Source organism: Citrobacter sp. CK194 (assembly GCF_030333395.1).
In the GTDB taxonomy this organism is placed as follows: Bacteria; Pseudomonadota; Gammaproteobacteria; order Enterobacterales; family Enterobacteriaceae; genus Citrobacter_B; species Citrobacter_B koseri.
Window position 1 is genome coordinate 512,389 of the sequence record NZ_JAOWGA010000013.1, and the last position, 25,802, is coordinate 538,190.

Below are 25,802 nucleotides of genomic sequence, written 5' to 3' on the forward strand. Positions count from 1 at the left end.
AACCTCACACCAGACCCAGCAGAGTCAGCAGTAAATCAATCACTTTAATGCCGATAAACGGCACAACCAGACCACCCAGGCCGTAGATCCACAGATTACGGCGCAGCATGGCAGAGGCCGAAAGCGGCTTATAGCTCACCCCTTTCAATGCCAGCGGGATCAGAAAAACGATAATCAACGCATTGAAGATCACCGCGCTGAGGATTGCGGAATCCGGCGAATGCAGACGCATAATGTTCAGCGTATTCAACTGCGGGTACGTCGCGGCAAACGCCGCCGGAATGATGGCGAAATATTTCGCCACGTCATTGGCGATACTGAACGTGGTGAGCGAACCGCGCGTCATCAGCATCTGTTTACCGATATGCACCACTTCGATCAGCTTGGTCGGGTTGGAATCCAGATCCACCATGTTACCGGCTTCTTTCGCTGCCTGAGTACCGGAGTTCATCGCCACCGCCACATCAGCCTGCGCCAGCGCCGGTGCATCGTTGGTTCCATCGCCGGTCATCGCCACCAGGCGACCTTCAGCCTGGTACTGGCGGATCAACGCCAGCTTGGCCTCTGGTGTGGCTTCCGCCAGGAAATCATCCACACCGGCTTCGGCGGCAATCGCCGCTGCCGTCAGGCGGTTGTCGCCGGTGATCATCACCGTTTTGATGCCCATTTTGCGCAACTGGGCAAAACGTTCCTTAATCCCGCCTTTGACAATATCTTTCAGCGCGATAACGCCCAGCACGCGGGAACCTTCCACCACCACCAGCGGCGTGGCGCCAAGACGGGCGACGCTATCCACTTTTTGCTCCACGTCAGCGGGGAAGTGACCGCCGCTGGCTTCAACGTGGCGGCGAATGGCATCCACGGAACCTTTACGGATCATTCGGTTATCAATGTTGATACCGCTCATCCGGCTTTGCGCGGTAAAGGGAACAAAGGTGGCATGGCGCGACTGCACATCGCGCTCGCGCAGATTAAAACGCTGTTTGGCGAGAATGACGATGCTGCGGCCTTCCGGCGTCTCGTCGGCCAGCGAAGAGAGTTGCGCTGCGTCGGCCAGCGTCTTTTCATCCACGCCCTGAGCGGGCAGAAAGTCCGAGGCCTGACGGTTGCCGAGGGTGATGGTGCCGGTTTTATCCAGCAGCAGGACGTCCACGTCGCCTGCGGCTTCTACCGCCCGCCCGCTGGTGGCGATGACGTTTGCTCCCAGCATTCGACTCATCCCGGCGACGCCGATCGCCGAAAGTAATCCGCCGATAGTGGTGGGGATCAGGCAAACCAGCAGGGCGACCAGCACCGTCACGCTGACGGCATGGCCGCCCCAGGCGGAAAAGGGCCAGAGCGTGGCGGTTGCCAGTAAAAAGACAATAGTCAGGGCAACCAGCAGAATGGTCAGCGCGATTTCGTTTGGCGTTTTACGGCGCTGCGCGCCTTCCACCATCGCGATCATCCGGTCAAGGAAGGTTTCGCCGGGATTCACGCTGCATTCGATGACCAGCCAGTCGGAGAGAATACGTGTTCCGCCGGTCACTGAGGCAAAGTCGCCGCCGGATTCACGAATCACCGGCGCGGACTCACCGGTAATGGCGCTTTCGTCCACCGATGCGCCGCCTTCAATGACCTCGCCGTCGCAGGGAATAATATCGCCCGCTTCAACCAGGACGATATCCCCTTTACGCAGCTCATCGGCAGGGAGGCGATCCGCCTGCGCGCCATACTTTGGTTCACGCAGTTTGCGGGCAAATGCCGTTTTCTTCACCCCTTTCAGACTGCTGGCCTGCGCTTTGCTGCGACCTTCCGCCAGCGCTTCGGCAACGTTAGCGAACAGGACGGTAACCCACAGCCAGAGGCTTATCGCGCCAGTAAACCGGGGATTCCCTGGCATCTGCCCGGTTGCCATCGCCACCGTGATAAAGGTCGTCAGCAGACTGCCGATCCAGACAATAAACATGACCGGATTGCGCCACTGGGTATGTGGGCTTAATTTTTTCACGGCCTCGATCAGCGCCTGAGCGACCAGGGAGGGTTCGAACAGCGCCAGTTGTTTGCGACTCATCACCATGTACTCCGCTTCGCTCAATATAAAGAGAGGTGTTCAGCAACCGGCCCAAGCGCCAGCGCAGGAATAAAGGTCAGTGCGCCCACCAGCAACACCGTACCGATCAGCAGGCCGACAAACAGCGCGCCGTGCGTCGGCAGTGTGCCGGGGCTGGCCGGCTGGCGCTTTTTACCGACCAGCGATCCGGCAATTGCCATGACCGGGATAATCACCCCGAAGCGACCGACAAACATGCAGAAGGCCAGCAGGCAGTTCCAGAAGGGTGTGCTGGCGTTCAGACCGGCAAAGGCGCTGCCGTTGTTGTTGGCCGCCGAAGAGACGGCGTACAGCACTTCGCTAAAACCGTGTGGGCCGGGGTTGAGCATTCCGCTACGGCCGGTTTCGGTCATCATCGCCAGCGCCGTACCGAGCAATACCAACGTCGGGGTAATCAGAATCGCCAGAGCGGTCATTTTCATTTCGCGCACGTCGATTTTTTTACCCAGATATTCTGGCGTGCGGCCAATCATCAGCCCGGCGATAAATACGGCTAACAATACGAACAACAGCATGCCGTACAAACCCGAACCGACGCCGCCAAAAACCACTTCGCCGATTTGCATCAGCCACATTGGCACCATGCCGCCCTGCGCGGTAAAGGAGTCATGCATAGCGATAACCGCCCCGCAGGAGGCCGCCGTGGTCACGACGGCGAACAGGCTGCTGACCAGCACGCCAAAGCGACTCTCTTTGCCTTCCATATTGAGGCTGCTGTCGGCGCCAAACTTCAGCAGATGAGGATTGCCCTGGACTTCCGCCGACATCACCACGGCGACGCAGACCACGAAAATGATCGACATCGCCCACAGCAGCATCTGCCCCTGACGGCGATCGCCTGACGCATCGCCAAAGGCAAAGCAAAGCGCGGCGGGAATCAAAAAGATCGCCAGCATCTGTACCATGTTGGTTAATGCGCTCGGGTTTTCAAACGGATGCGATGAGTTGGCGTTGAAGAACCCGCCGCCGTTGGTGCCGAGCATCTTTATGGCTTCCTGTGAAGCTACCGGCCCCATCGGCAAAAGCTGTTTCACACCTTCAACGCTGGTGAACGGTTGATAGGGCAGCAGGTTTTGCAGTGCGCCCTGCTGGATGAAAAGCAGGGCGATTAACAGGGCGAGCGGCAATAAGATCCACAGCGTAATGCGCACCAAATCCATCCAGGCGTTGCCCAGCGTATCCATGTTCTGGCGCGTAAAGGCGCGGATCAGGGCGAAGATCACTGCGATACCGGTAGCCGCCGACAGGAAGTTCTGTACGGTCAGTCCCGCCATCTGGCTGAAGTAGCTTAAGGTGGTTTCCCCGCCGTAGGACTGCCAGTTGGTATTGGTGACAAAACTGATGGCCGTATTGAGCGCCAGATGCCAGGAAAGGCCAGGCAACTGCTGCGGGTTCAGCGGCAGCAGGTTTTGCCCCAGCAGCATCAGAAACAGCACTGCCAGACCCAACAGATTCAGGGTAAGAATGGCCAGCAGATACTGTTTCCAGTCCATTTCCTGCGTCGGTATCCCCAACCCGCGCCATAGCAGACGCTCTACGCTGGCGGTGCCTGGCAGGGGAATGTCGTTGATAAGTCGCGCCAGACCCACGCCTAAAGGGCGGGCGAGCACGAACAGGATCAGTAAAAAACTGGCTGTCAGTAAAAATCCCTGGGCCGCCATCAGAATGCCTCCGCATTAATCAGGGCATACACCAGGTAACCCAAAAGTAAGAAAATCAGCACGATGCCGATGATTACGCCTGCACTCACGGTGCACCTCCAGTGGTTTTTCTTCTGATATGCGGAGGGTAATTTTTTGCCTGCAAAGATTTCGCAAAAATCGGCGCGTAGGGTGTAAAAAAAGTATAAAAATGGAAAAGACCATCATTTAACTAATGATTAGTATTAATTTAACTTTTATGTAACTTAATTACAGGGCGAATGTAAATAAAGCTTAAATAGACAAAAATAAGTGGTCGGATGAGTAGTAAAATTACACGCAAAGCGGTACTATTTTCAGCAGATAACCAATTTGACTTTACCGGTGATGATTACCGGCCAGATAAAGGGGAGAAAAGTATGGAACTCTATAAAGAATATCCAGCTCATGTTGTTTTGTTGCGCCGCATTCTCGCCGTTGTGGCTGGGGTTCTGGCGCTGCCGGTCATGTTGTTCTGGAAAGACCGTGCTCGTTTTTACAGCTATCTGCATCGCGTCTGGTCGAAAACCAGCGATAAACCGGTGTGGATGGAGCAGGCAGAAAAAGTGACCTGCGATTTCTACTGATATACAGCATCGTCCGAGAAAACCGCCAACAGAAATGTGGCGGTTTTTTTATACGTTATGCCGGATGGCGGCGATGCCTTATCCGGCCTACAGAATAGAGCCACACTGTAGGCCCGGTAAGCGCCGCGCCACCGGGCGTAAGGAATGTGGCGGTTTTTTTTATACGTTATGCCGGATGGCGGCGATGCCTTATCCGGCCTACAGGATAGTGCCACACTGTAGGCCCGGTAAGCGCTGCGCCACCGGGCGTAAGAAATGTGGCGGTTTTTTATACGTTATGCCGGATGGCGGCGATGCCTTATCCGGCCTACAGGATAGTGCCACGCTGTAGGCCCGGTAAGCGCCGCGCCACCGGGCGTAAGGAATGTGGCGGTCGGATGGCGGCGATGCCTTATCCGGCCTACAGATAGTGCCACACTGTAGGCCCGGTAAGCGTAGCGCCACCGGGCGTAATGTCATTCAGGACTCAACCGCCAGCGGGTGGTTTCTGAATTTGAGTGACTGATACAGCCAAATCAGCAGTACCAGCGCCACGCAGGCCAGCGCTCCCCAGGTTATCTGGTCGAACACATCGATATAGGCATTGATGGCGTAGTTGATCGCGCCGCTTGCATCAAACGCGCTCTGCGAGGTCTGATCGGCAATGACGCCAGCCAGATAGTTGGCGATTGCGCCGGAGAGCAACATATAGATACCGGTCAGAACGCCCGTCACGCCAGGGATCTCAATACGTGTAATCTGCGACATTGCGACCGGGTCGATGAACAACTCGGCAAAACCCATTACCGCCAACCCTAAGATCATCAGTGGCATAGAAGAGTGACCGTAGGCGGCAGATAACCGGGCGCTTACGGTCAGAATGCAGAATCCGGCGCTCATCAAACCGAGGCCCAGGGCGAATTTCCCCCAGATCCGCACGGTACGGTTGCCGCCCATACTCTCCTTAATCAGCCAGGCCAGCACCACGCCGCACAGCATGACCGCGAAGGCATTCACTGACTGGAACGTCGCCGTCGGTACTTCGTAACCCAGAATCGTACGGTTCACAAATCGGTCGATGTACAAACTGATGGAGCTGCCGCCCTGTTGGGCGAACGCCCAGAACAACATGCTGAAGAAGGTGAGAACCACAATCAGCCCCAGCTCTTTACGCTGTTTTTGCGTCTGTGCCTGACGGTAGATTTTTGTCAGTACCGCAAGACCAATGACGGTGGCGACAATCAGCGCATAGACCGACCATTCTTTCCAGAACAGCACCGTGATCAGCAGCGGCGCGGCGACCAACAGCACCAGCAGCCAACACCAGTTGGGCAGAACAAACGTTCTGGCGTGCAGTGCAGTTTTATTCACCCCAGTGGTGTGGGCGAAATGGCGATTGCCGCACAGAAAGATAATTAACCCGGCGATCATGCCGATAGCGGCCAGCGCAAAACCCATCGCCCAGCTGTACTCTTCCTGAACATAACCACAGGCGATAGGGGCAACGATCGAGCCGATATTGCCGGCGGCATACAGCAGTGAGAATCCCCCGTCGCGGCGTGGATCTTCCGGTTTATACAGCTCACCCAGCAGGCAACTGATGTTGGATTTGAACAGACCGTAACCGCAGACGATGATCGCCAGCGACAAGTAAAGGAAGGTCGGCGCGATTTCACTCGCCCCCAGCACCAGATGCCCAACGGCCATCAAAAATGCTCCCAGCATGACCGCCATGCGATTACCGAGCACTTTATCCGCCAGATACCCGCCGAGAATCGGGGTGACATAGACCAGCGAACAGTAAGCGCTGAACAGCGCATACGCATGGTTATCGTCGTATTTTAGCTGGTTGGTGAGATAGAGAATCAGCAGGGCGCGCATGCCGTAAAAGCTGAAGTATTCCCAAATTTGCAGTGCGACGACGTAATAAATGGCGCGCGGTTGAGAAGATGGTTTATTCATTGTGATTCCGGGATGGATGTCACACCGCAAAAGAAATCCGCGGCGTGAGTGTGTTTCCTTAAAGTTATAACTTCGATACAGATCTGATTATTTTTGCAATATGCTGTCTGATTGCATAAATATACATGAATCAGATCGAGTAAGGGTAAGCATTTTGCATCTTAAAACGGCGTGATTGTTTCTCAATGTGTCGAAGAAATGGCTATCGACGAAGTGACGGGAGAACGCTATTTTAACGTAGTGCACATATGAAGAAGGGAGCGATGATGAAAAACACCGAACTGGAACAACTGATCAATGAAAAGCTGAACAGCGCGGCCATCAGCGATTACGCGCCGAATGGCTTACAGGTTGAAGGCAAAGAGACGGTGCAAAAAATCGTGACCGGCGTGACGGCAAGCCAGGCCTTACTGGATGAAGCGGTACGCCAGCAGGCTGATGCGGTCATCGTTCATCATGGTTACTTCTGGAAAGGGGAATCTCCGGTCATTCGCGGTATGAAACGCAACCGGCTGAAAACGCTGCTGGCGAATGACATTAACCTCTATGGCTGGCATCTGCCGTTGGATGCGCACCCGGAACTGGGAAACAACGTGCAGCTGGCGGCGCTGCTTGGCATTACCGTGATGGGGGAAATCGAGCCGCTGGTGCCGTGGGGAGAGTTATCAATGCCGGTGCCGGGCCTGGAACTGGCCTCGTGGATTGAAGCGCGCCTGGGACGTAAACCGTTATGGTGCGGCGATACCGGGCCGGAAAAAGTGCAGCGTGTGGCCTGGTGTACCGGTGGCGGGCAAAGTTTTATCGACAGCGCCGCGCGATTTGGCGTGGATGCGTTTATTACTGGCGAGGTCTCTGAACAAACGATTCACTCCGCCCGCGAACAGGGGCTGCATTTCTATGCCGCCGGACACCACGCCACCGAGCGCGGCGGTATTCGCGCGTTAAGCGAATGGCTGACTGAAAATACGAGTCTGGATGTGACCTTTATTGATATTCCTAATCCGGCATAACGCATAAAACACGAGAGGGACGAAAGTGCAACGAGCGCGTTGTTATCTGTTAGGTGAAACGGCGGTGGTGCTGGAGCTTGAGCCGCCGGTCACGCTGGCATCCCAGAAACGCATCTGGCGACTGGCGCAGCGCCTGGTCGATATGCCGAATGTTGTTGAAGCAATTCCGGGTATGAACAATATCACGGTGATCCTGCGCGAGCCGCAGACGCTGGCGCTGGATGCGATTGAACGTTTGCAGCGCTGGTGGGAAGAGAGCGAGGCGCTGGAGCCTGATTCACGCTTTATCGAAATTCCCGTGACCTACGGCGGCGAGGGCGGCCCGGATCTGGCGGAGGTGGCGCGACACAGCGGATTAAGCGAAAAGCAGGTGGTTGAACTGCACGCTTCAGTAGAGTACGTCGTCTGGTTTTTAGGTTTTCAGCCGGGCTTCCCGTATCTCGGGGGCTTACCGGAACAATTGCACACGCCAAGACGGGCAGAACCGCGCCTGATTGTTCCGGCTGGTTCCGTGGGGATTGGCGGCCCGCAAACCGGGATTTACCCTCTGCCGACGCCGGGTGGCTGGCAATTAATCGGCCATACGCCGCTGAAGCTGTTCGACCCACAGCGGGATGAGCCCATCCTGTTACGTCCGGGCGACACCATACGCTTTGTTCCGCAGAAGGAGGGGGTATGCTGAACATTATTCGCGCGGGTATGTACACCTCAGTGCAGGATGGGGGACGACACGGCTATCGTCAGTCCGGTATTAGCCATTGCGGCGCGCTGGACAAACCGGCGCTGCATATCGCAAACCTGCTGGTGGGGAATGACGCCAGTGCTCCGGCGCTGGAGATTACGCTCGGCCAACTGGTGGTGGAATTTGAATCCGACGGCTGGTTTGCATTGACCGGCGCCGGGTGCGAGGCCCGTCTGGACGACCAACCGGTCTGGACCGGCTGGCGGCTGCCGGTGAAAGCGGGGCAGCGTCTGGCGCTGAAGCGCCCGCTCCACGGAATGCGCAGCTATCTGGCCGTGGCGGGCGGTATTGACGTGCCTGAAGTGATGGGGTCATGCAGCACCGACCTGAAAGTCGGCATTGGCGGGCTGGAAGGGCGCTTGTTAAAAGATGGCGATCGGCTGGCGACAGGAAGGTCAGAACGCCAGTTCAGCGGCCCGCAGGGCGTTAAACAGCTGCTGTGGGGGAACCGGATTCGCGCGTTGCCTGGCCCGGAATACCAGGAGTTTGAAGCGGCCTCGCAGGAGGCGTTCTGGCGCTCGCCGTGGCAGCTTAGCCCGCAAAGTAACCGTATGGGCTATCGTTTGCAGGGGCAACCGCTGAAACGTACCACCGAACGTGAGTTACTGTCGCACGGGCTGCTGCCGGGCGTTATTCAGGTGCCGCATAATGGTCAGCCGATCGTGCTGATGAACGATGCCCAGACCACCGGCGGCTACCCGCGTATCGCCTGCATCATTGAGGCGGATATGTATCATCTGGCGCAGATCCCTCTCGGGCAACCGATCCATTTTGTTCAGTGTACGCTGGAGGAGGCGCTTAAGGCGCGTCACGACCAGCAGCGTTATCTGGAACAGTTAACATGGCGACTCAACGATGAACATTGATCTTAACGCAGACTTAGGAGAAGGGTGCGCCAGCGATGCGGCGTTACTGCAACTGGTGTCATCCGCCAACATCGCCTGCGGATTTCACGCGGGCGATGCGCAAACCATGCTGGCGAGCGTGCGCGAAGCGCTGAAAAATGGCGTGGCGATTGGCGCGCATCCCAGTTTCCCTGACCGGGAAAACTTTGGCCGCACCGCCATGACGTTACCGCCGGAAACCGTCTACGGCCAGACGCTGTACCAGATCGGCGCGCTGGCGGCGATAGCCCGCGCGGAAGGCGGCGTTATGCGTCATGTCAAACCGCACGGTATGTTGTACAACCAGGCGGCGAAAGATCCACAGCTGGCGGATGCCATCGCCAGAGCGGTACATGCCTGCGATCCGTCGCTGATTCTGGTCGGGCTGGCGGGTAGCGAACTGATTCGCGCAGGCGAGCATTATGGCCTGACGACGCGTCAGGAGGTTTTTGCCGATCGGGGGTATCAGGCTGACGGCAGCCTGGTGCCGCGAACCCAGCCGGGCGCGCTGGTAGAAGACGAAGAACACGCGTTGGCGCAAACGCTGGGCATGGTGGAATCCGGTAGAGTGAAAAGCATTACCGGTGAATGGGCGAACGTTGTGGCGCAAACGGTATGTATTCACGGCGACGGCGAGCACGCACTCGCTTTTGCCCGTCGTTTGCGCGCGGCGTTTGAAGAACGCAGTATCAGGATTATGGCATAACCAATAACCAGGCTGACACAGTGCCCGAAGAGGCGCTGTGCAAATAAAAACAACGCAACACGACTGACAGGAACGGATCATGGGAGACGCAATTTCTCTCTGGCCACTGATGGGTATCGCCGTCATTGTGGCTGGATTTCTTTTACGCTTTAACCCGGTATTAGTGGTCATTATTGCCGGGATCGTTACGGGACTGGCGGCGCAGATGCCGATCGCCACGATCCTCGAAAAACTGGGTGAAGGGTTCCTCAATACCCGTAACCTGCCCTTTATTCTGCTGATTCCGCTGGCGGTTATCGGTCTGCTGGAACGCCACGGGCTCAAAGAGCGCGCGCAGGCGTGGATCGCGAAAATCCGCAGCGCCACGGCAGGACGTCTGCTGATTGTCTATCTGTTTGTCCGCGAAGCGACGGCAGCGCTGGGGCTGACCAGTCTCGGCGGCCATCCGCAAATGGTGCGTCCGTTGCTGGCGCCGATGGCGGAAGGGGCGGCAGAGAAAATACACGGGGAACTGCCAGGCACGGTTCGCTACCGGCTGCGGGCAATGTCAGCAGCCACCGATAACGTCGGGTTGTTTTTTGGTGAAGACATTTTCGTGGCTTTTGGCGCCATCATCTTTATGCACAACTTCATGCTGGAGTCCGGCGGGATTCAGACCGAGCCGCTGCATATTGCGCTGTGGGGGATTCCGACGGCGATCTGCGCTTTTCTGATTCACGGCGCGCGCCTGTGGCGTCTGGACAATTATCTGCAACGTGAAGTGGCGAAAGTCAGCGCGGCGATGAGCAAAGGAGAGGTGAAATGAATTTTCAACAAAGCTATCTCTATTGGCTGGCCGGTGTGGTGCTGTTGATTGTCGCCGTCATGTCGTGGCAGGACAAAGCCAACCCGCGTCGCCTGACGACGGGGTTATTCTGGGGCGTTTATGGCGTACTGTTCCTGCTCGGCGACTGGACTTATCAGCTGGTGGGCGACAAACGCATGGTTAACATCGCCGTCGGTGGGGCGGTGGTGGTGATGGCGCTGATTGCCGGTTTTGGCGGCGTGAAGCTCGGAAGCTATCACCAGCGAACTCGCGAACAGCGTGAGGAAAGCGCCAGTCGTCTGGGCAACCGCCTGTTTTATCCGGCGCTGGCGATCCCGGTGGTCACGGTGATCGGCGTGCTTATGTTCAACCATGTTCCCGGATTGCAGGAGGCGCTGTTCGGGCCGGGCAATCACGCCACGCTGGTGACGCTGTTTTCCATGACTGTGGGGTCATTGATTGGTCTGGGGATGGCGATAAAGATGACGCATGAGAAGGTGCACCAGCCGATTCAGGAAGCGCGTCGTCTGCTGGATTCCATCGGTTGGGCGTTCATTTTGCCGCAGATCCTCGCCACGTTAGGGCTGTTATTTACCGCGGCAGGCGTCGGCAGTGGAATTTCGTATCTCACCCAGGAATATCTTGCCGTCGATAGCCGTTTTATCGCCGTGGCGGTCTACACCATCGGTATGGCGCTACTGACGATGGTGATGGGGAACGCCTTTGCCGCATTCCCGATTGTGACGGCGGGGATTGGGATTCCAATCCTGGTGCTGCAACATGGCGGGAACCCGGCGGTGATGGCGGCAATCGGCATGTTCTCCGGCTACTGCGGAACGCTGATGACGCCGATGGCGGCAAACTTTAATATCGTGCCTGCGGCGCTGCTGGAACTGCCGGATAAAAATGCGGTGATCAAAGCGCAGGTGCCGACCGGTATTGTGCTGCTGTTGGTTAACGTGTTTCTGATGTATTTCCTGATGTTTCTGTAAGGAGGAAGGATGAAGACGGTATTAATCACCGGGTTTGAACCCTTCGGCGGCGAGCAGGTTAACCCTTCCTGGGAAGTGGTCTCGCGTCTCGACAATGCTATCATCGCAGGGTGTCGCGTGGTGGCCCGCCAGCTCCCTTGCGTCTTTGGCGACTCTCTCACCGTGCTGAATGCGGCGATTGACGCGTTATCCCCGGTGCTGGTGCTGGCGATAGGGCAGGCCGGAGGGCGTACGGATATTACCGTGGAGCGCGTGGCGATTAATATTGACGATGCGCGTATCCCCGATAATCGCGGCAGACAGCCGGTTGATGAGCCCATCGTGGCGGAAGGCCCGGCAGCCTGGTTTAGCACGCTGCCGATCAAAGCGATGGTCTCGGCGATGCGCGAAGCGGGGATTCCTGCATCGGTCTCTCAGACCGCAGGCACTTTTGTCTGCAACCACGTAATGTATGGACTGTTGCATAAATTGCGCGATATTCAGGACGTGAAGGGTGGATTTATCCATATTCCTTATCTGCCGGAACAGGCGGCGGCACATCCTGGTGCGCCCAGCATGGCGGCGGAAACGGTGCGTCAGGCGTTGGAAATCGCCATTGTCACAGCGCTTCATGTGGAAACTGACATTGCAGTAACAGGCGGAGCAACTCACTAACAAAGGACAGAACTATGCCTGAAGGCCCGGAGATCCGTCGTGCGGCGGATAACCTGGAGGCGGCGATCAAAGGCAAACCGTTGACGGACGTCTGGTTTGCCTTTTCGCAGTTAAAACCGTATGAATCGCCGCTGATTGGGCAGACGGTCACCCATATCGAAACGCGGGGGAAAGCGTTGCTGACCCACTTTTCGCAGGGGCTGACGCTCTACAGCCATAACCAGTTGTATGGCGTATGGCGAGTAGTGGAGACGGGGAACATCCCGGCAACCAGCCGGGTATTACGCGTTAACCTGCAAACGGCGGATAAAACCATTCTGCTTTACAGCGCGTCCGACATTGAAATGTTGACGCCGGAACAGCTCGCCACCCACCCGTTTCTGCAACGCGTCGGGCCGGACGTGCTGGACCCGCGGCTGACGCCCAGTGATGTAAAAGCGCGTCTGCTCTCTGCGCGTTTTCGTAATCGTCAGTTTTCCGGGCTGTTGCTGGATCAGGCGTTTCTCGCCGGGCTGGGCAACTATCTGCGTGTGGAAATTCTCTGGCAGGTAGGGCTGACGGGGCAGCATAAGGCGAAAGATCTCAGTGACCAACAGCTGGAGGCGTTATCTCATGCGCTGCTCGATATCCCGCGTCTTTCTTATACCACGCGCGGTCAGGCGGATGAGAACACGCATCACGGCGCGCTGTTTCGCTTTAAGGTGTTCCACCGGGACGGCGAAGCCTGCGAGCGCTGCGGCGGCATTATTGAGAAAACGACGCTCTCCTCGCGCCCGTTCTACTGGTGTCCACACTGCCAGACGTAATCTGTCAACGCGCCGGGTGGCGGCTTCGCCTTATCCGGCCTACAGACCAGACCATCCAGCGTGGAAACTAGGCGGGGGAATACGTTTTGCGATATTGCAACGGCGTTTTACCCATATTCTTGCGAAAACAGGTAATAAACCAGGCGTACTCGGAGAAACCGACCTGTTCGGCAATCTCACGCACTGAGCTGTTGGTGTGCAACAGCAATTCACATGCCTGACGGATACGGCGCATCATCAGATACTCCTGAATGGTGCCGCCCGTTTCCTCGTGAAAGCGGCGTGAGGCATGTCCGCGCGAGCAGCCCATCTCGCGGGCGATATCGTCCAGCGAGCAGCGCTGGTGAAAATGAGTTTCTATCCAACGGATAATGCTGACCGAAAAGGTATTGTATCCCGTCGCCTGCTCCTGATGCGGCAGCAGGCTGATAATCTGCATCACCAGAAATGCGCTGTCGCTGACGCTGAACGTTTTGCTTTTTACCAGCGTTTCAAAACGGCTCAGCAGCGTTTCAATCACCGGCTGTACGTCGCCGACATCAAATACCCGCGCCTTTTCTCCCCGACCGCAGAGCTGACGCAGCAACATTTGCTGACGCGGAAAATCCCGCAGGTACTGCTCAATAATTGAACCATTAAAATGCAGCGTTGTACGGTGATAAACATTACGATCGTCCTGCTCGACAAACACCTTATGCAGCTTTCCCGGCGGAAAAATAAAAATGCGCCCCGGTTTAACGGTGTACTGCTGGTGCTCCATTAGCGCGATGCCAACTCCCTGAGAAACTGACAGGATCTCCACACACTGATGCCAGTGGTAGTAGTTGGCAGGCATATTCTTCATGCGGTTAAAGTAAATCGACTTATCGTTGAGGTTGATATTCTCAAGATAACTGCTGTCTTCCATTCGCTGCATTTCTGCCCGCCTCTCCCGCAATGTGAATAAACTTAAACTTTTATCACTCTAATCGAATTTTTGTCGCTAAAAGAGGATGAATGTTGTTATTCATCACCGACGTTGTCCGAAAATACGACAATTATCACATTTGTCTGTCCGTCTGAATCCTTATTATGCGTCCAACATTTATCAAATGAAACGAGGTTTCATTATGCGAATAAGGCAAGAATATGTCGGACTGGCGCAACAATGGCTGGCGTCAGCCGTCCCCCATTTGAGGCGAGGGAACACGCGTCTGGACGCCGGAGAAACGTCTGCACACTACCCGGCGGATGTCGCCGGAATGGAAGGTTTCTCCCGTCTGCTGTGGCTGCTGGCGCCGTTACTGAGCGGTGGCGAAGCCGATGATTTTCGCGAGACGTTTATCGACGGTATTCGTCACGGCTGCGATCCCGAACATCCTGATTACTGGGGTTCTCTGGCGGATAACGATCAGCGATGCGTCGAAATGGCGGCGTTTGGCCTGGCGCTGGCGTTACCGGGAACGGGGCTTTGGTCAGCGCTCTCCATCGACGAGCAAAACAATCTGGAGCGCTGGTTACGCCAGAGCGCCGACATTCAGATCCCCGATAACAACTGGCATTTCTTCCCGGTGCTGGTGCAGGTGGGGCTTAAGTGCGTCGGGCGGCATTACGACATGATGGTGATTGATAAGCATCTGAATGCCATTGAACCGTTCTGGCTTGGCAACGGCTGGTACGCCGATGGCGCCGGTAAGCCGCGCGACTACTACATCTCCAGCGGGTTTCACTTTTACAGCCTGCTGTACAGCCACTTTATGCAGGATGCTGATCCCGAACGTTGCCTGCGCTATCGTCAGCGCGCGCGTCAGTTCGCGAAAGATTATATCCATTACTTTACCGGTGACGGCAATGCGATCCCCTTTGGCCGTAGCCTGACTTATCGCTTCGTACAGGTCGCATTCTGGAGCGCGGTGGCATATACCGGGCTGGATGTGTTTAGCGTACCGGTTATCAAAGGGCTGATCCTGCGGCATATCGACTGGTGGCTGAGCCAACCGTTTATCGGCCCGGATGGTTTGTTCACGCTGGGGTACACATACCCGAATCTGGTGATGACCGAAGATTACAACAGCCCCGGTTCGCCGTACTGGGCATGTAAGGCATTGCTGATTCTGGCGCTGCCGCAAGAGAGTGCGTTCTGGCAGGCGGAACCCGCGCCATTGCCCGCGCTGGAGACGGTTCACCCGATAGCGGAAGCCGGGCAGTTTATTGTTCATGCGGAGGATAACCATCACGTCTGGATGCTGATGTCCGGGCAGTACGATCGCAATAACTTCGTCAATTTCGACGCCAAATACTGCAAGTTCGCCTATTCCAGCCACTTTGGTTTCACCCTTGAACGCGGCGTGTATGGTCTGAACCATGCCGCCTGTGACTCGACGCTGATGTTCAGTGAGCAGGACGGCTACTGGCGCGGGCGTCGCGAGTGTGATGCGGTGGAGATGACGCCAGCGTGGCTTCGAAGCGTCTGGCGCCCCTGGCCGGATGTCAGCGTCACCACCTGGCTTATTCCGCATGAGCAGGGACATCTCCGGCTGCATCGCGTTGTAACCCCACGCACGCTCGACTGCGTGGAAGGCGGATTCGCACTGAATCGCCATCATCTGACGACGACCCGAATGGCAAAAAACGGGCTGACTCTCAGTACCACTTCCGGCGTGTGTCAGATCGAGGATTTGCTGGCTGAACGCCAACCGCGGGTCGTCACCACCCCGCCGAACAGCAACATTCTGTATGCCTCTCCTGGAGAGATCCCCTGTCTCGGCACGACGCTCACGCCGGGCACTCACTGGCTGGCCTGTAGCGTTAACGCCACGATGTCTCCGTCGCTGCCGCCGCCGGTGGTCATGGCATTCGATCGTGTCAATCAGGTGCTGACGCTGAACTCGAAAACGCTGGAAATAAAATAATTGACGCTGATGCGGAGAAAATAATGATGAACCCTGTTCAGTCGACACGTTCGGCTTACATCAAGCTGAGTCTGTTTGTATTTCTGTTTACCTTTACCTGGGCGGCCAGTTTTGGCCTGTATGCTATCTGGCTGGGGGATAAAGCCGGGCTGGATGGCGTGGAAATCGGCACGGTGTTTGCCGTTAACGGCGTTTTTGCGGTGATTATCAAACCCGTTTACGGCTACATCATGGACAAAATGGGCATGAAAAAACACCTGCTCTATTTTGTCTGTATTGTTTCGGCACTGATGGCGCCGTTTTACATCTGGTGCTATCTGCCGCTGCTGCAAACCCATTTTGTCAGCGGAATGATTGTCGGCGCGCTGTTTTTCAGCCTCGGCTGGTATGCGGGCGTGGCGGCGGAAGAGTCGTATGTTGACCGTTTCAGTCGTCTGTATGACATGGAGTTTGGCCGCATCCGCATGTGGGCGGCGCTGGGCTGGGCGACGGCGTCGTCGTTTTCCGGCTATCTCTACAATATCTCCCCCAAAATCAACTTTGTTATCAGCACCGTTTCCGCGCTGTGCATGTTTGCGGTGCTGCTGACGCTGAAGGTCGATCACTTTGGTCAGGAAGAAAACAACGTTCTGTCGAAAGAGAAGATTGTCATTGGCGATGTGTTCCAGCTGCTGCGCAATAAAAAGTTCTGGACCTTCTCCCTGTATATCGCGGGCGTGGCATGGATGATGTTTATTGCCGAGCAGCAATTCTCTCGCTATTTCGTCACCTTCTTCAGTACTAAAGAAGAAGGAAACGCCATGTTTGGCTATATGAGCACCGCGCAGTCCGCCGCCGAGTTCTTCGGCATGATGCTGGTGCCCGTCATTATTAACCGCATCGGCGCCAAGCAGGGGATGCTCCTGACAGGGCTGGTGATCAGCCTGCGTTTGATTATCTCCGGGTTAACTAACGATCCGCTGATTATCTGCCTGGTGAAACCGCTGTATGGAATTGAAATTGCGCTGATTCTGGTCTCGGTTTTCAAATATATCGCCGAACACTTCGACAAGCGCGTCAACGCCACGATGTATCTGCTGGGTTATCAGGCCATGATTTACGTCGGCTCTATCGTGGTGGCGCCGCCTGCCGGGTATGCCTATCAGAAGATCGGTTTTGAGCACACCTATCTGATTATGGGCATCATCGCGCTGATATTTACCGGGATCTCCGCCATCACGCTATCTCCCTGCTATCAGCATAAAAAAAACACCGCCATCCCTGCCCACGGGCAAGAAGCCATTCATTAAAGTAAAGAAAACGAGAGAATTATGTCTGCAACTATCCGTAAAGAAACGATTGTCCCTGTTGCGCTACAGCGCGGCGAGCGCGCTGCTATCGCGCAGAAAATTCGTCATGCGTTGCCGGTGATTTTGAAGGCTGTTGATCGTAACAGCGCTTATTTCGGCCAGCGTTTTCCCGACGCGGCATGTAAAAACGGTATCTATCCGATTATCGATAATCAGGAGTGGACGACCAGTTTCTGGACCGGGCAACTGTGGCTGGCATGGGAGTGGACAGGGAATGCCGCATATCGCGCGTTAGCCGGGCAGCATGTCCGCTCCTTTGGCGAACGTATCGCAAAGCGCGACCACACTAACCACCACGACCTTGGGTTTCTGTACAGCCTTTCATGCGTGGCTGCCAGCAAATTGACCGATAACCGGGAGGCAATATATATCGCCCAGCAGGCGGCAGAAGTGTTGATGGAGCGCTATCACGACAAGTGCGGCATTATTCAGGCGTGGGGCGAGCTGGATAACCCGGAGCAGCAGGGGAGGATGATCATTGACTGCAATATGAATTTGCCGTTGTTGTATCAGGCCAGCGCGACAACGGGCGACCCGCGCTATGCCCAGGCGGCGAAAAGCCATATTGAGCAGGCGCGACGCTATATTGTGCGCGAGGACGGCTCGACGTTTCACACGTACTATATGGATGTTCACACCGGTGAGCCACGCTTTGGCAATACCCATCAGGGGTTCTCCGACGATTCCTGCTGGTCGCGTGGGCAGGCATGGGGCGTGTATGGCTTTCTGCTGAACTACCTCTATACCGGAGATGAGAAACTGCTGGAATTGAGCCAGACGCTGGCAAACTATTTTATTAACCGTTTGCCGGAAGACCTGGTCTGTTACTGGGATCTGGCGCTGACCGATCCCAACAGCGAAAAAGACAGTTCTGCCAGCGCGATTCTCGCCTGCGCCTTGCTGGAGCTGGTAAAACAGCTTCCGGCGACTCATCCCGATCGCGAAAGCTATGAGGCGCTGGCATTGCGAATGATTGAGCGGATGCTCGACGGCTATCTCAATCTGGAGCACAAAGAAGGCGAAGGATTATTAAAACATTCTGTTTATTATTTTAAAGGTAACGTCGGCGTGAATGAATGCTGTGCCTGGGGTGATTATTTCCTGATGGAGGCCATTACCCGCGCAACGTCATGCTGGAATAGTTACTGGTAATATCCCACTCCTCCTGTTGAATAATAATGCTATTCAGTTAGCAGGGGGAGATTTTATCTCTGTTTCTGCAAGGAAAATATAATGCAAAGTAAGAATATGAATACAGCCCTATTAGCGACTGCACTGGTCATGCCTTCCGCCAGCGTTTTTGCGGACAATAACAGTCATTCAACGACGGCGCCACAGGCAAAAGAAAAACCGTTCACGACGGTTTATTTTGCGCCACGCACACAATATCGTACGGCCAGCGAGCGTTTTTTACAACGACTGATGCTGACAGGCGTGGTGCAGGATCCGAACAGTATTTTCGCCCGAATGTACTGGAGTTTTGAGACGGACTCCGATCTCGGTAAAAATATGGAGCAGTGGAAAAGCAGCTACGAAGAAGCGGAGTTTAACAAGCCGTTCCCGCTGGGCGAGAGCGACTTCTGGCTTGAACCTGGGGTTGTCTTTCATTGGGAGTCCGCCGGTTCGCGTATCGATCCTTACCTCGGCATTGGTTATCACTTCGACCCAACGCTGGGTGCCGTTTTACGCTATCGCTATAATCATCAAAATCACGACAGCCAGACGCTACAGGGCGACTGGGATGACTCTTCGGAACATCGCGTTGATATTTATCTGACCAAATATTTTACGCCAGATTTTTGGGTGCAATATAATCCGACATATTACAGTAAAACGCATGGTGATAAATTTGAATATGCGAATGGTAAAAACCATACGCTGCAACATAATTTTGTTTTTAACTTCCATGCAACGCCGCGTTTTTATCCCTTCTTTGAATTAGGTTATCTGGATGAATATAAAGATGGTGATGACACCAAAAACGAATACCAGATCAGGGTTGGGTTTAAATATAATTTAAATTAAACATTTTATGCCTGCGGCTGTTTCGGCGCATAGGTTGAAATAAAACGGGCAACCGCAGGCCCGGTCAACAAAATGCTGAACAGCCGCAGGGTTTGCATCGCCATAATCAGCGCCATGTCGGCGTTGCTACCGGCGGCGATCACCGCCACGGTATCCAGCCCGCCGGGGCTGGTGGCAAGCCAGGCGGTGATAAAATCAATCTGCATGTAGTGGGCGAGTCCCCAGGCCATCGCCGCGCAAATCGCCATCAGGGCAAAGATGGAGGCCAGAATCTGCGGCAGCGGACGCAGCGCCATAAAAAAGACCTGCCTGTCGAACCCTAATCCGATGCGCCAGCCAATGGCCATATACGCAATCGCCAGCAGCCATTCCGGCAGTTCAATCACGATCATGCCGCCTGCATGAAGCCATGCGCCGACGATCATCGGTGCCAGCATCGTACCGGAAGGAATGCGCAATATGCGCCCGGCGAAGCCTGCAACCGCAGCCAGCAGCAGCGTGCTCCACAGATTGCCGCTCAGCGGCGGGAACCACTCAATCTGCTGGCTGACCGCTTCTGCGCTGTCGCCGAGGATCAGCCGCGTGACCAGCACGGCGGCGCCTGCGACAAACAGTACCCGCAGGTACTGCATAAACGCCACCAGGCGGATATCCGCGCCGTAGTCCTGCGCCATCGCCACCATTGCCGCCGCGCCGCCGGGGGAGGAACCCCATGCGCCGGTATTGCCCGGCAGTGAGCTGTAGCGCACCAGCAGCCAGCCGACCACCGCGCTGGAGAGCAGCGTCACCAGCAGAATGGCTAACACCACCGGCCAGTTCACCGCCAGCGTGGTGAGAATCGAACCAGTAAGGTTTTGCGCAATCATGCAGCCGAGAATGGCCTGCGCTGCGAGAAAAGTGGAGCGGGGGAGTTGCAGCGTAATGCCTTTCAGACTGAATGCGATACCGGCAATCATCGGGCCGAGCAGCAGCGCCGCCGGAAGGTGGATGCAGAGAAAAGCCAGCGAAAGAAGGAGTGATAGCAGGAACAACAAACCCCACTGCAAAACCGGCATCCTGTGCTCCCTGTGTTAACTCTCGTGAAATCTCAATAAATCATAGGGAAAGCGTGATGAGAATAACATAACGGGGGTCAAGAAAAGGTGGGTTTGCTGTTATTTGCCTGATGGTGGCATAAATGTCTTATCCGGCCTACAAAAGTGAATCATCGTAGGCCGGATAAGATCCGGCGTTTACAGATTAACGCTTAATATCAGACTTGAAATCGCGCTTTTCGTAGCCGGTGTACAGCTGACGTGGACGGGCGATTTTCATGCCTTCGCTGTGCATTTCGTTCCAGTGTGCAATCCAGCCCACGGTACGCGCCATCGCGAAGATCACGGTGAACATGGAGGACGGAATGCCCATCGCTTTCAGAATGATGCCGGAGTAGAAGTCTACGTTCGGGTAGAGTTTCTTCTCGATAAAGTACGGGTCGTTCAGCGCGATGTGTTCCAGCTCCATCGCGACTTCCAGCAGGTCATCTTTGGTGCCCAGCTCTTTCAGAACTTCGTGGCAGGTTTCACGCATGACGGTAGCGCGCGGGTCATAGTTTTTGTAAACACGGTGACCGAAGCCCATCAGGCGGAAAGAATCATTCTTGTCTTTTGCCCGGCGAATAAATTCCGGGATGTGTTTAACAGAGCTGATTTCTACCAGCATTTTCAGCGCCGCTTCGTTCGCGCCGCCATGCGCCGGTCCCCACAGGGAGGCAATGCCCGCCGCGATGCAGGCGAACGGGTTCGCGCCGGAGGAGCCTGCGGTACGGACGGTTGACGTCGATGCGTTCTGTTCGTGATCGGCGTGAAGAATCAGAATCCTGTCCATTGCGCGTTCCAGCACCGGGTTAACTTCATAGTTTTCGCACGGTGTGGAGAACATCATGTTCAGGAAGTTGCCGGAATAGGAGAGGTCGTTGCGCGGGTAGACGAACGGTTGACCGATAGAATACTTGTAACACATTGCCGCCATTGTCGGCATTTTTGACAGCAGGCGGAACGCGGCGATTTCACGATGACGCGGATTATTCACATCCATCGAGTCGTGGTAGAACGCAGCCAGCGCACCGGTGACGCCGCACATAACGGCCATCGGATGCGAGTCGCGGCGAAAACCGTGGAACAGACGGGTAATCTGCTCATGGATCATGGTATGGCGTGTGACGGTGGTTTTGAACTCGTCGTACTCTGCCTGGGTCGGTTTCTCGCCGTACAGCAGGATGTAACATACTTCCAGATAGTTAGACTCGGTAGCCAGTTGGTCAATCGGGAAGCCGCGATGTAACAGAATGCCTTCGTCGCCGTCGATGAAGGTGATTTTGGATTCGCAGGATGCGGTAGAGGTGAAACCTGGATCAAAAGTGAACATCCCCTTTGAGCCGAGACTACGAATATCAATAACGTCTTGACCGAGTGTGCCCTTTAGCACATCCAGTTCAATAGCAGAGTCACCATTTAGGGTGAGTTTTGCTTTTGTATCAGCCATTTACGGTCTCCTTAGCGCCTTATTGCTTAAGACTACTCAGTGAGATTTGCTTCGTTACATAAATCAACCGTTACCAGTTTGTTATTTGGCTCGCCGCTCTGCGAAAGAGGAGAAAACCAGGGTACAGAGCAATGGGCGCTTGCAGGTAAAAACAGTTAACTTATGGCGAATTAGCAACAAATCAACAACTTAGCAATCCGAATTATTAAACCTGACTATCACTAATAACTGTCCTGAATAAATTGGTCAATACCGCCACACTGTTACATAACTTATTAGCAGGTGAAAGAGTGACCCCATAACTTTTGCGCATTATATGCCTTTTCTGGTGTTGTTTGTAACAACTTTGTTTAATGTTTGTCAAATCAGATGATTAAAAATTAAATAAATGTTGTTATCGTGACCTATGTCACTGTTCGGGATAAAACCCGACAAACTATATGTAGGTTAATTGTAATGATTTTGTGAACGTCCTATACTGCCGCCAGGTCTCCGGAATACCCTGCAATCCCGAGCCACCCAGCGTTGTAACGTGTCGTTTTAGCAACTGGAAGCAGTGTTTTACATGACGCGCAGTTATAGAAAGGACGCTGTCTGACCCGCAAGCAGACCGGAGGAAGGAAATCCCGTCGTCTTTCTGGCTACAGGTAGATTCACCCTCTGTACCCGAAGTCCAAAGGGAATAATAAGAACAGCATGTGGGCGTTATTCATGATAAGAAATGTGAAAAAACAAAGACCTGTCAATCTGGATCTGACAACGATCCGGTTCCCAATCACGGCGATAGCGTCCATTCTCCATCGCGTTTCTGGAGTGATCACCTTCGTGGCGGTCGGGATTCTGTTGTGGTTATTGGGCACCAGCCTCTCTTCCCCTGAAGGATTCCAGCAGGCATCCGCCATCATGGGGAGCTTCTTTGTTAAATTTATTATGTGGGGCATCCTCACCGCGCTGGCGTATCACGTCGTGGTCGGTATTCGTCACATGATGATGGATTTTGGCTATCTGGAAGAAACATTCGAAGCGGGTAAACGCTCAGCCAAAATCTCTTTTGTTATCACTGTCGTGCTTTCACTTCTCGCAGGAGTCCTCGTATGGTAAGCAACGCCTCCGCATTAGGACGCAATGGCGTACATGACTTCATCCTGGTCCGTGCTACCGCTATCGTTCTGACCCTCTACATCGTTTATATGGTGGGCTTTTTCGCAATAAGCGGCGAGCTGACCTTTGATGTCTGGAGCGGTTTCTTCTCATCGGCATTCACCAAAGTCTTCACCCTGCTGGCACTTTTCTCCATCTTGATTCATGCCTGGATCGGCATGTGGCAGGTGTTGACCGACTACGTTAAACCTCTGGCCCTGCGCCTTGTGCTACAGCTGGCAATCGTTGTTGCGCTGGTGGTTTACGTCATTTATGGATTTGTTGTGGTGTGGGGTGTGTAATGAAACTGCCAGTCAGAGAATTTGATGCTGTTGTTATTGGCGCAGGCGGCGCAGGTATGCGCGCAGCGCTGCAAATTTCCCAGAGCGGCCAGACCTGTGCGCTGCTCTCCAAAGTCTTCCCAACCCGTTCCCATACCGTATCCGCACAAGGTGGCATCACCGTGGCGCTCGGTAATACCCATGAAGATAACTGGGAATGGCACATGTACGATACCGTAAAAGGATCGGACTACATCGGCGACCAGGACGCGATTGAATATATGTGCAAAACCGGCCCGGAAGCGATTCTGGAACTGGAGCACATGGGGCTGCCTTTCTCCCGTCTTGACGATGGCCGTATCTATCAGCGTCCGTTCGGCGGCCAGTCGAAAAACTTCGGCGGCGAACAGGCGGCGCGTACCGCAGCAGCGGCTGACCGTACCGGTCACGCGCTGTTGCACACGCTGTACCAGCAGAACCTGAAAAACCACACCACCATTTTTTCTGAATGGTATGCGCTGGATCTGGTGAAAAACCAGGATGGCGCGGTAGTGGGGTGTACCGCGCTGTGTATCGAAACCGGCGAAGTGGTCTACTTCAAAGCGCGCGCAACCGTGCTGGCGACCGGCGGCGCAGGCCGTATTTACCAGTCCACCACTAACGCTCATATCAACACCGGCGACGGCGTGGGTATGGCGCTGCGTGCCGGTGTTCCGGTGCAGGATATGGAAATGTGGCAGTTCCACCCGACCGGCATTGCGGGCGCGGGCGTGCTGGTGACAGAAGGCTGCCGTGGTGAAGGCGGTTATCTGCTGAATAAACATGGCGAGCGCTTTATGGAGCGCTATGCCCCGAACGCGAAGGACCTGGCCGGTCGTGACGTGGTCGCGCGTTCTATTATGATCGAAATCCGTGAAGGTCGCGGCTGCGACGGCCCGTGGGGGCCGCACGCGAAACTGAAGCTCGACCATCTGGGTAAAGAAGTACTCGAATCCCGTCTGCCGGGTATCCTCGAATTGTCCCGTACCTTTGCGCACGTTGACCCGGTTAAAGAGCCGATCCCGGTTATTCCAACCTGTCACTACATGATGGGCGGTATCCCGACCAAAGTGACCGGTCAGGCGCTGACCGTGAACGAGCAGGGCGAAGACGTGGTGATTCCTGGTCTGTTCGCGGTGGGTGAGATCGCCTGCGTATCCGTACACGGCGCTAACCGTCTGGGCGGCAACTCGCTGCTTGACCTGGTGGTCTTCGGACGTGCGGCCGGTCTGCATTTGCAGGAGTCCATCGCCGAGCAGGGCGCGCTGCGTGACGCCAGCGAGTCTGACATTGAGGCCTCTCTGGAACGTCTCAACCGCTGGAACAACAACCGTGACGGCGAAGATCCGGTGGTTATCCGTAAAGCGTTGCAGGAATGTATGCAGCACAACTTCTCGGTATTCCGTGAAGGCGACGCGATGGCGAAAGGGCTTGAGCAACTGAAGGTGATCCGTGAGCGTCTGAAAAACGCCCGTCTGGATGACACCTCCAGCGAGTTCAACACCCAGCGCGTCGAGTGTCTGGAGCTGGACAACCTGATGGAAACGGCTTACGCAACTGCGGTATCCGCCAACTTCCGTACCGAAAGCCGTGGCGCGCATAGCCGCTTCGACTTCCCGGATCGCGATGATGAAAACTGGCTGTGCCATTCCCTGTATCTGCCAGAGACGGAATCCATGACGCGTCGTAGCGTCAATATGGAACCGAAACTGCGCCCGGCATTCCCGCCGAAGATTCGTACTTACTAATGCGGAGACAGGAAAATGAAACTCGAGTTTTCGATTTATCGCTATAACCCGGATGTTGATGACGCTCCGCGTATGCAGGATTACACCCTGGAAGGCGAAGAAGGGCGTGACATGATGCTGCTGGATGCGCTGATGCAGCTGAAAGAGAAAGATCCCAGCCTCTCTTTCCGTCGCTCATGCCGTGAAGGCGTGTGCGGTTCAGATGGCCTGAACATGAACGGCAAAAACGGCCTGGCGTGTATTACGCCGGTTTCGGCGCTACACCAGCCGGGTAAGAAGATTGTTATCCGTCCGCTGCCCGGTTTACCGGTTATCCGCGATTTGGTGGTAGACATGGGGCAATTCTACGCACAATATGAGAAGATTAAGCCTTACTTATTGAATAATGGGCAAAATCCACCCGCTCGTGAGCATTTACAGATGCCCGAGCAGCGTGAAAAACTCGATGGGCTGTATGAGTGTATTCTTTGTGCGTGCTGTTCAACGTCGTGCCCGTCGTTCTGGTGGAACCCGGATAAGTTTATCGGCCCGGCAGGTCTGTTAGCAGCGTATCGTTTCCTGATCGATAGCCGTGATACCGAGACCGACAGCCGCCTGGAAGACCTGAGCGATGCATTCAGCGTATTCCGCTGTCATAGCATCATGAACTGCGTCAGTGTATGTCCTAAGGGGCTGAACCCGACGCGCGCCATCGGCCATATTAAGTCGATGTTGTTGCAACGCAGTGCGTAAATAATAACGCCGGTAAGCGCAGTAAATGACAGTCCCGTAGGCCGGATAAGACGTTGGCGTCGTCATCCGGCATATATTGCCCGATGGCGCTACGCTTATCAGGTCTACGGGGCCACCACCGGTTTGAAATGCAGGAAACCTTTAAAAACTGCCCTGATGGTTAGACAGTTTCTAAA

At 55.1% G+C, this 25,802-nt stretch carries 25 protein-coding genes; 17 read left to right on the forward strand and 8 right to left on the reverse strand.

What is annotated here, in order from left to right; genetic code table 11:
- Positions 1-4: 4 nt before the first annotated feature.
- Genes kdpB through kdpF form a run of 3 tightly spaced genes read right to left on the reverse strand, consistent with a single transcriptional unit; the run spans position 5 to position 3,842 of the window.
- A complete protein-coding gene (gene kdpB, locus OGX80_RS05190; RefSeq protein WP_049009858.1) occupies positions 5-2,053 on the reverse strand; it encodes a potassium-transporting ATPase subunit KdpB in 2,049 nt (682 codons plus the stop codon).
- A 20-nt stretch (positions 2,054-2,073) separates the two neighbouring features.
- Positions 2,074-3,753 (reverse strand): potassium-transporting ATPase subunit KdpA, encoded by a 1,680-nt coding sequence (kdpA, locus tag OGX80_RS05195; protein WP_115181841.1) that lies wholly within the window; start codon positions 3,751-3,753, stop codon positions 2,074-2,076.
- Entirely contained in the window at positions 3,753-3,842 is a 90-nt protein-coding gene (gene kdpF, locus OGX80_RS05200) for a K(+)-transporting ATPase subunit F (RefSeq protein ID WP_042285393.1), read from the reverse strand. Before kdpF ends, kdpA begins: the two co-directional genes overlap by 1 nt.
- A 309-nt stretch (positions 3,843-4,151) precedes the next feature.
- On the opposite strand from kdpF, the gene OGX80_RS05205 reads away from it, so the two are divergent.
- The gene (locus OGX80_RS05205; RefSeq protein ID WP_115182348.1) at positions 4,152-4,358 is read left to right on the forward strand and encodes a YbfA family protein; all 207 of its coding nucleotides are present in this window, start codon (positions 4,152-4,154) and stop codon (positions 4,356-4,358) included.
- Between the two features lie 459 nt (positions 4,359-4,817).
- Here the strand turns inward: OGX80_RS05205 and OGX80_RS05210 are convergent, their stop codons facing one another.
- Positions 4,818-6,299 (reverse strand): MFS transporter, encoded by a 1,482-nt coding sequence (locus OGX80_RS05210; protein ID WP_115181840.1) that lies wholly within the window; start codon positions 6,297-6,299, stop codon positions 4,818-4,820.
- A gap of 266 nt (positions 6,300-6,565) precedes the next feature.
- On the opposite strand from OGX80_RS05210, the gene ybgI reads away from it, so the two are divergent.
- From ybgI to nei, 8 genes are all read left to right on the forward strand, one after another.
- Positions 6,566-7,309, forward strand: a complete 744-nt coding sequence (gene ybgI / locus OGX80_RS05215; RefSeq protein WP_024130534.1) for a radiation resistance protein YbgI — start codon at positions 6,566-6,568, stop codon at positions 7,307-7,309.
- Positions 7,310-7,334: 25 nt separating this feature from the next.
- Positions 7,335-7,991, forward strand: coding sequence for a 5-oxoprolinase subunit PxpB (gene pxpB / locus OGX80_RS05220; protein ID WP_047458123.1), 657 nt, complete (start codon positions 7,335-7,337; stop codon positions 7,989-7,991).
- On the forward strand, positions 7,985-8,917 hold the full coding sequence (gene pxpC, locus OGX80_RS05225) for a 5-oxoprolinase subunit PxpC (protein ID WP_012133297.1): 933 nt from the start codon (positions 7,985-7,987) through the stop codon (positions 8,915-8,917). The genes pxpB and pxpC overlap by 7 nt, the downstream gene beginning before the upstream one ends.
- On the forward strand, positions 8,907-9,641 hold the full coding sequence (pxpA, locus tag OGX80_RS05230) for a 5-oxoprolinase subunit PxpA (RefSeq protein ID WP_049009860.1): 735 nt from the start codon (positions 8,907-8,909) through the stop codon (positions 9,639-9,641). Before pxpC ends, pxpA begins: the two co-directional genes overlap by 11 nt.
- Before the next feature lie 79 nt (positions 9,642-9,720).
- Positions 9,721-10,446, forward strand: a complete 726-nt coding sequence (locus tag OGX80_RS05235) for a DUF969 domain-containing protein (RefSeq protein WP_115181839.1) — start codon at positions 9,721-9,723, stop codon at positions 10,444-10,446.
- Positions 10,443-11,438, forward strand: a complete 996-nt coding sequence (locus OGX80_RS05240) for a DUF979 domain-containing protein (protein ID WP_115181838.1) — start codon at positions 10,443-10,445, stop codon at positions 11,436-11,438. Before OGX80_RS05235 ends, OGX80_RS05240 begins: the two co-directional genes overlap by 4 nt.
- 9 nt (positions 11,439-11,447) lie before the next feature.
- Entirely contained in the window at positions 11,448-12,092 is a 645-nt protein-coding gene (gene pcp, locus OGX80_RS05245; protein ID WP_012133293.1) for a pyroglutamyl-peptidase I, read from the forward strand.
- Positions 12,093-12,106: 14 nt separating this feature from the next.
- Complete coding sequence (gene nei, locus OGX80_RS05250) at positions 12,107-12,898, forward strand: endonuclease VIII (RefSeq protein WP_047458116.1); 792 nt, start codon at positions 12,107-12,109, stop codon at positions 12,896-12,898.
- Positions 12,899-12,965: 67 nt separating this feature from the next.
- On the opposite strand, the gene OGX80_RS05255 is transcribed toward nei, so the two are convergent.
- The gene (locus OGX80_RS05255) at positions 12,966-13,814 is read right to left on the reverse strand and encodes an AraC family transcriptional regulator (protein WP_058668776.1); all 849 of its coding nucleotides are present in this window, start codon (positions 13,812-13,814) and stop codon (positions 12,966-12,968) included.
- Between the two features lie 193 nt (positions 13,815-14,007).
- Between OGX80_RS05255 and OGX80_RS05260 the strand changes: the two genes are divergently transcribed.
- The 4 genes from OGX80_RS05260 (at position 14,008) to OGX80_RS05275 (ending at position 19,163) form a co-directional block, all read left to right on the forward strand.
- Positions 14,008-15,789: a DUF2264 domain-containing protein gene (locus OGX80_RS05260; protein WP_233644125.1), complete on the forward strand. Its 1,782-nt coding sequence runs from the start codon at positions 14,008-14,010 to the stop codon at positions 15,787-15,789.
- A 23-nt stretch (positions 15,790-15,812) separates the two neighbouring features.
- Positions 15,813-17,078 (forward strand): oligosaccharide MFS transporter, encoded by a 1,266-nt coding sequence (locus OGX80_RS05265; RefSeq protein ID WP_181899088.1) that lies wholly within the window; start codon positions 15,813-15,815, stop codon positions 17,076-17,078.
- 21 nt (positions 17,079-17,099) lie between these two features.
- Complete coding sequence (locus OGX80_RS05270; protein ID WP_114847765.1) at positions 17,100-18,290, forward strand: glycoside hydrolase family 88 protein; 1,191 nt, start codon at positions 17,100-17,102, stop codon at positions 18,288-18,290.
- Positions 18,291-18,371: 81 nt separating this feature from the next.
- Positions 18,372-19,163, forward strand: a complete 792-nt coding sequence (locus OGX80_RS05275; protein WP_115181836.1) for an oligogalacturonate-specific porin KdgM family protein — start codon at positions 18,372-18,374, stop codon at positions 19,161-19,163.
- A gap of 5 nt (positions 19,164-19,168) precedes the next feature.
- On the opposite strand, the gene OGX80_RS05280 is transcribed toward OGX80_RS05275, so the two are convergent.
- The 3 genes from OGX80_RS05280 to OGX80_RS22390 all read right to left on the reverse strand — a co-directional run bounded on the left by OGX80_RS05280 (position 19,169) and on the right by OGX80_RS22390 (position 21,999).
- Positions 19,169-20,218 carry an AbrB family transcriptional regulator gene (locus tag OGX80_RS05280; RefSeq protein WP_012133286.1) on the reverse strand — a complete coding sequence of 350 codons (1,050 nt, stop codon included), beginning with the start codon at positions 20,216-20,218 and terminating at the stop codon, positions 19,169-19,171.
- A 184-nt stretch (positions 20,219-20,402) separates the two neighbouring features.
- A complete protein-coding gene (locus OGX80_RS05285; RefSeq protein WP_012133280.1) occupies positions 20,403-21,686 on the reverse strand; it encodes a citrate synthase in 1,284 nt (427 codons plus the stop codon).
- Between the two features lie 205 nt (positions 21,687-21,891).
- Positions 21,892-21,999 carry a hypothetical protein gene (locus tag OGX80_RS22390; protein ID WP_418222314.1) on the reverse strand — a complete coding sequence of 36 codons (108 nt, stop codon included), beginning with the start codon at positions 21,997-21,999 and terminating at the stop codon, positions 21,892-21,894.
- A 383-nt stretch (positions 22,000-22,382) separates the two neighbouring features.
- Here OGX80_RS22390 and sdhC point away from each other — a divergent pair, with 383 nt between their 5' ends.
- From sdhC to sdhB, 4 genes are read left to right on the forward strand one after another with little or no spacing between them, the layout of a single operon-like run.
- Complete coding sequence (gene sdhC, locus OGX80_RS05290; RefSeq protein ID WP_047458089.1) at positions 22,383-22,787, forward strand: succinate dehydrogenase cytochrome b556 subunit; 405 nt, start codon at positions 22,383-22,385, stop codon at positions 22,785-22,787.
- Entirely contained in the window at positions 22,781-23,128 is a 348-nt protein-coding gene (gene sdhD / locus OGX80_RS05295; protein ID WP_012133278.1) for a succinate dehydrogenase membrane anchor subunit, read from the forward strand. Before sdhC ends, sdhD begins: the two co-directional genes overlap by 7 nt.
- Positions 23,128-24,894: a succinate dehydrogenase flavoprotein subunit gene (sdhA, locus tag OGX80_RS05300; RefSeq protein WP_012133277.1), complete on the forward strand. Its 1,767-nt coding sequence runs from the start codon at positions 23,128-23,130 to the stop codon at positions 24,892-24,894. Before sdhD ends, sdhA begins: the two co-directional genes overlap by 1 nt.
- Positions 24,895-24,909: 15 nt before the next feature.
- On the forward strand, positions 24,910-25,626 hold the full coding sequence (gene sdhB / locus OGX80_RS05305; protein ID WP_012133276.1) for a succinate dehydrogenase iron-sulfur subunit SdhB: 717 nt from the start codon (positions 24,910-24,912) through the stop codon (positions 25,624-25,626).
- The last annotated feature ends 176 nt before the right edge of the window (positions 25,627-25,802 follow it).

Coding starts and splice junctions, on each gene's coding strand:
- kdpB (WP_049009858.1), bottom strand. CDS start 2,053: ATGAGTCGCAAACAACTGGCGCTGTTCGAACCCTCCCTGGTCGCTCAG.
- kdpA (WP_115181841.1), bottom strand. CDS start 3,753: ATGGCGGCCCAGGGATTTTTACTGACAGCCAGTTTTTTACTGATCCTG.
- OGX80_RS05205 (WP_115182348.1), top strand. CDS start 4,152: ATGGAACTCTATAAAGAATATCCAGCTCATGTTGTTTTGTTGCGCCGC.
- OGX80_RS05210 (WP_115181840.1), bottom strand. CDS start 6,299: ATGAATAAACCATCTTCTCAACCGCGCGCCATTTATTACGTCGTCGCA.
- ybgI (WP_024130534.1), top strand. CDS start 6,566: ATGAAAAACACCGAACTGGAACAACTGATCAATGAAAAGCTGAACAGC.
- pxpC (WP_012133297.1), top strand. CDS start 7,985: ATGCTGAACATTATTCGCGCGGGTATGTACACCTCAGTGCAGGATGGG.
- pxpA (WP_049009860.1), top strand. CDS start 8,907: ATGAACATTGATCTTAACGCAGACTTAGGAGAAGGGTGCGCCAGCGAT.
- OGX80_RS05235 (WP_115181839.1), top strand. CDS start 9,721: ATGGGAGACGCAATTTCTCTCTGGCCACTGATGGGTATCGCCGTCATT.
- OGX80_RS05240 (WP_115181838.1), top strand. CDS start 10,443: ATGAATTTTCAACAAAGCTATCTCTATTGGCTGGCCGGTGTGGTGCTG.
- pcp (WP_012133293.1), top strand. CDS start 11,448: ATGAAGACGGTATTAATCACCGGGTTTGAACCCTTCGGCGGCGAGCAG.
- nei (WP_047458116.1), top strand. CDS start 12,107: ATGCCTGAAGGCCCGGAGATCCGTCGTGCGGCGGATAACCTGGAGGCG.
- OGX80_RS05255 (WP_058668776.1), bottom strand. CDS start 13,814: ATGCAGCGAATGGAAGACAGCAGTTATCTTGAGAATATCAACCTCAAC.
- OGX80_RS05260 (WP_233644125.1), top strand. CDS start 14,008: ATGCGAATAAGGCAAGAATATGTCGGACTGGCGCAACAATGGCTGGCG.
- OGX80_RS05265 (WP_181899088.1), top strand. CDS start 15,813: ATGATGAACCCTGTTCAGTCGACACGTTCGGCTTACATCAAGCTGAGT.
- OGX80_RS05270 (WP_114847765.1), top strand. CDS start 17,100: ATGTCTGCAACTATCCGTAAAGAAACGATTGTCCCTGTTGCGCTACAG.
- OGX80_RS05275 (WP_115181836.1), top strand. CDS start 18,372: ATGCAAAGTAAGAATATGAATACAGCCCTATTAGCGACTGCACTGGTC.
- OGX80_RS05280 (WP_012133286.1), bottom strand. CDS start 20,218: ATGCCGGTTTTGCAGTGGGGTTTGTTGTTCCTGCTATCACTCCTTCTT.
- OGX80_RS05285 (WP_012133280.1), bottom strand. CDS start 21,686: ATGGCTGATACAAAAGCAAAACTCACCCTAAATGGTGACTCTGCTATT.
- OGX80_RS22390 (WP_418222314.1), bottom strand. CDS start 21,999: ATGCGCAAAAGTTATGGGGTCACTCTTTCACCTGCTAATAAGTTATGT.
- sdhC (WP_047458089.1), top strand. CDS start 22,383: ATGTGGGCGTTATTCATGATAAGAAATGTGAAAAAACAAAGACCTGTC.
- sdhD (WP_012133278.1), top strand. CDS start 22,781: ATGGTAAGCAACGCCTCCGCATTAGGACGCAATGGCGTACATGACTTC.
- sdhA (WP_012133277.1), top strand. CDS start 23,128: ATGAAACTGCCAGTCAGAGAATTTGATGCTGTTGTTATTGGCGCAGGC.
- sdhB (WP_012133276.1), top strand. CDS start 24,910: ATGAAACTCGAGTTTTCGATTTATCGCTATAACCCGGATGTTGATGAC.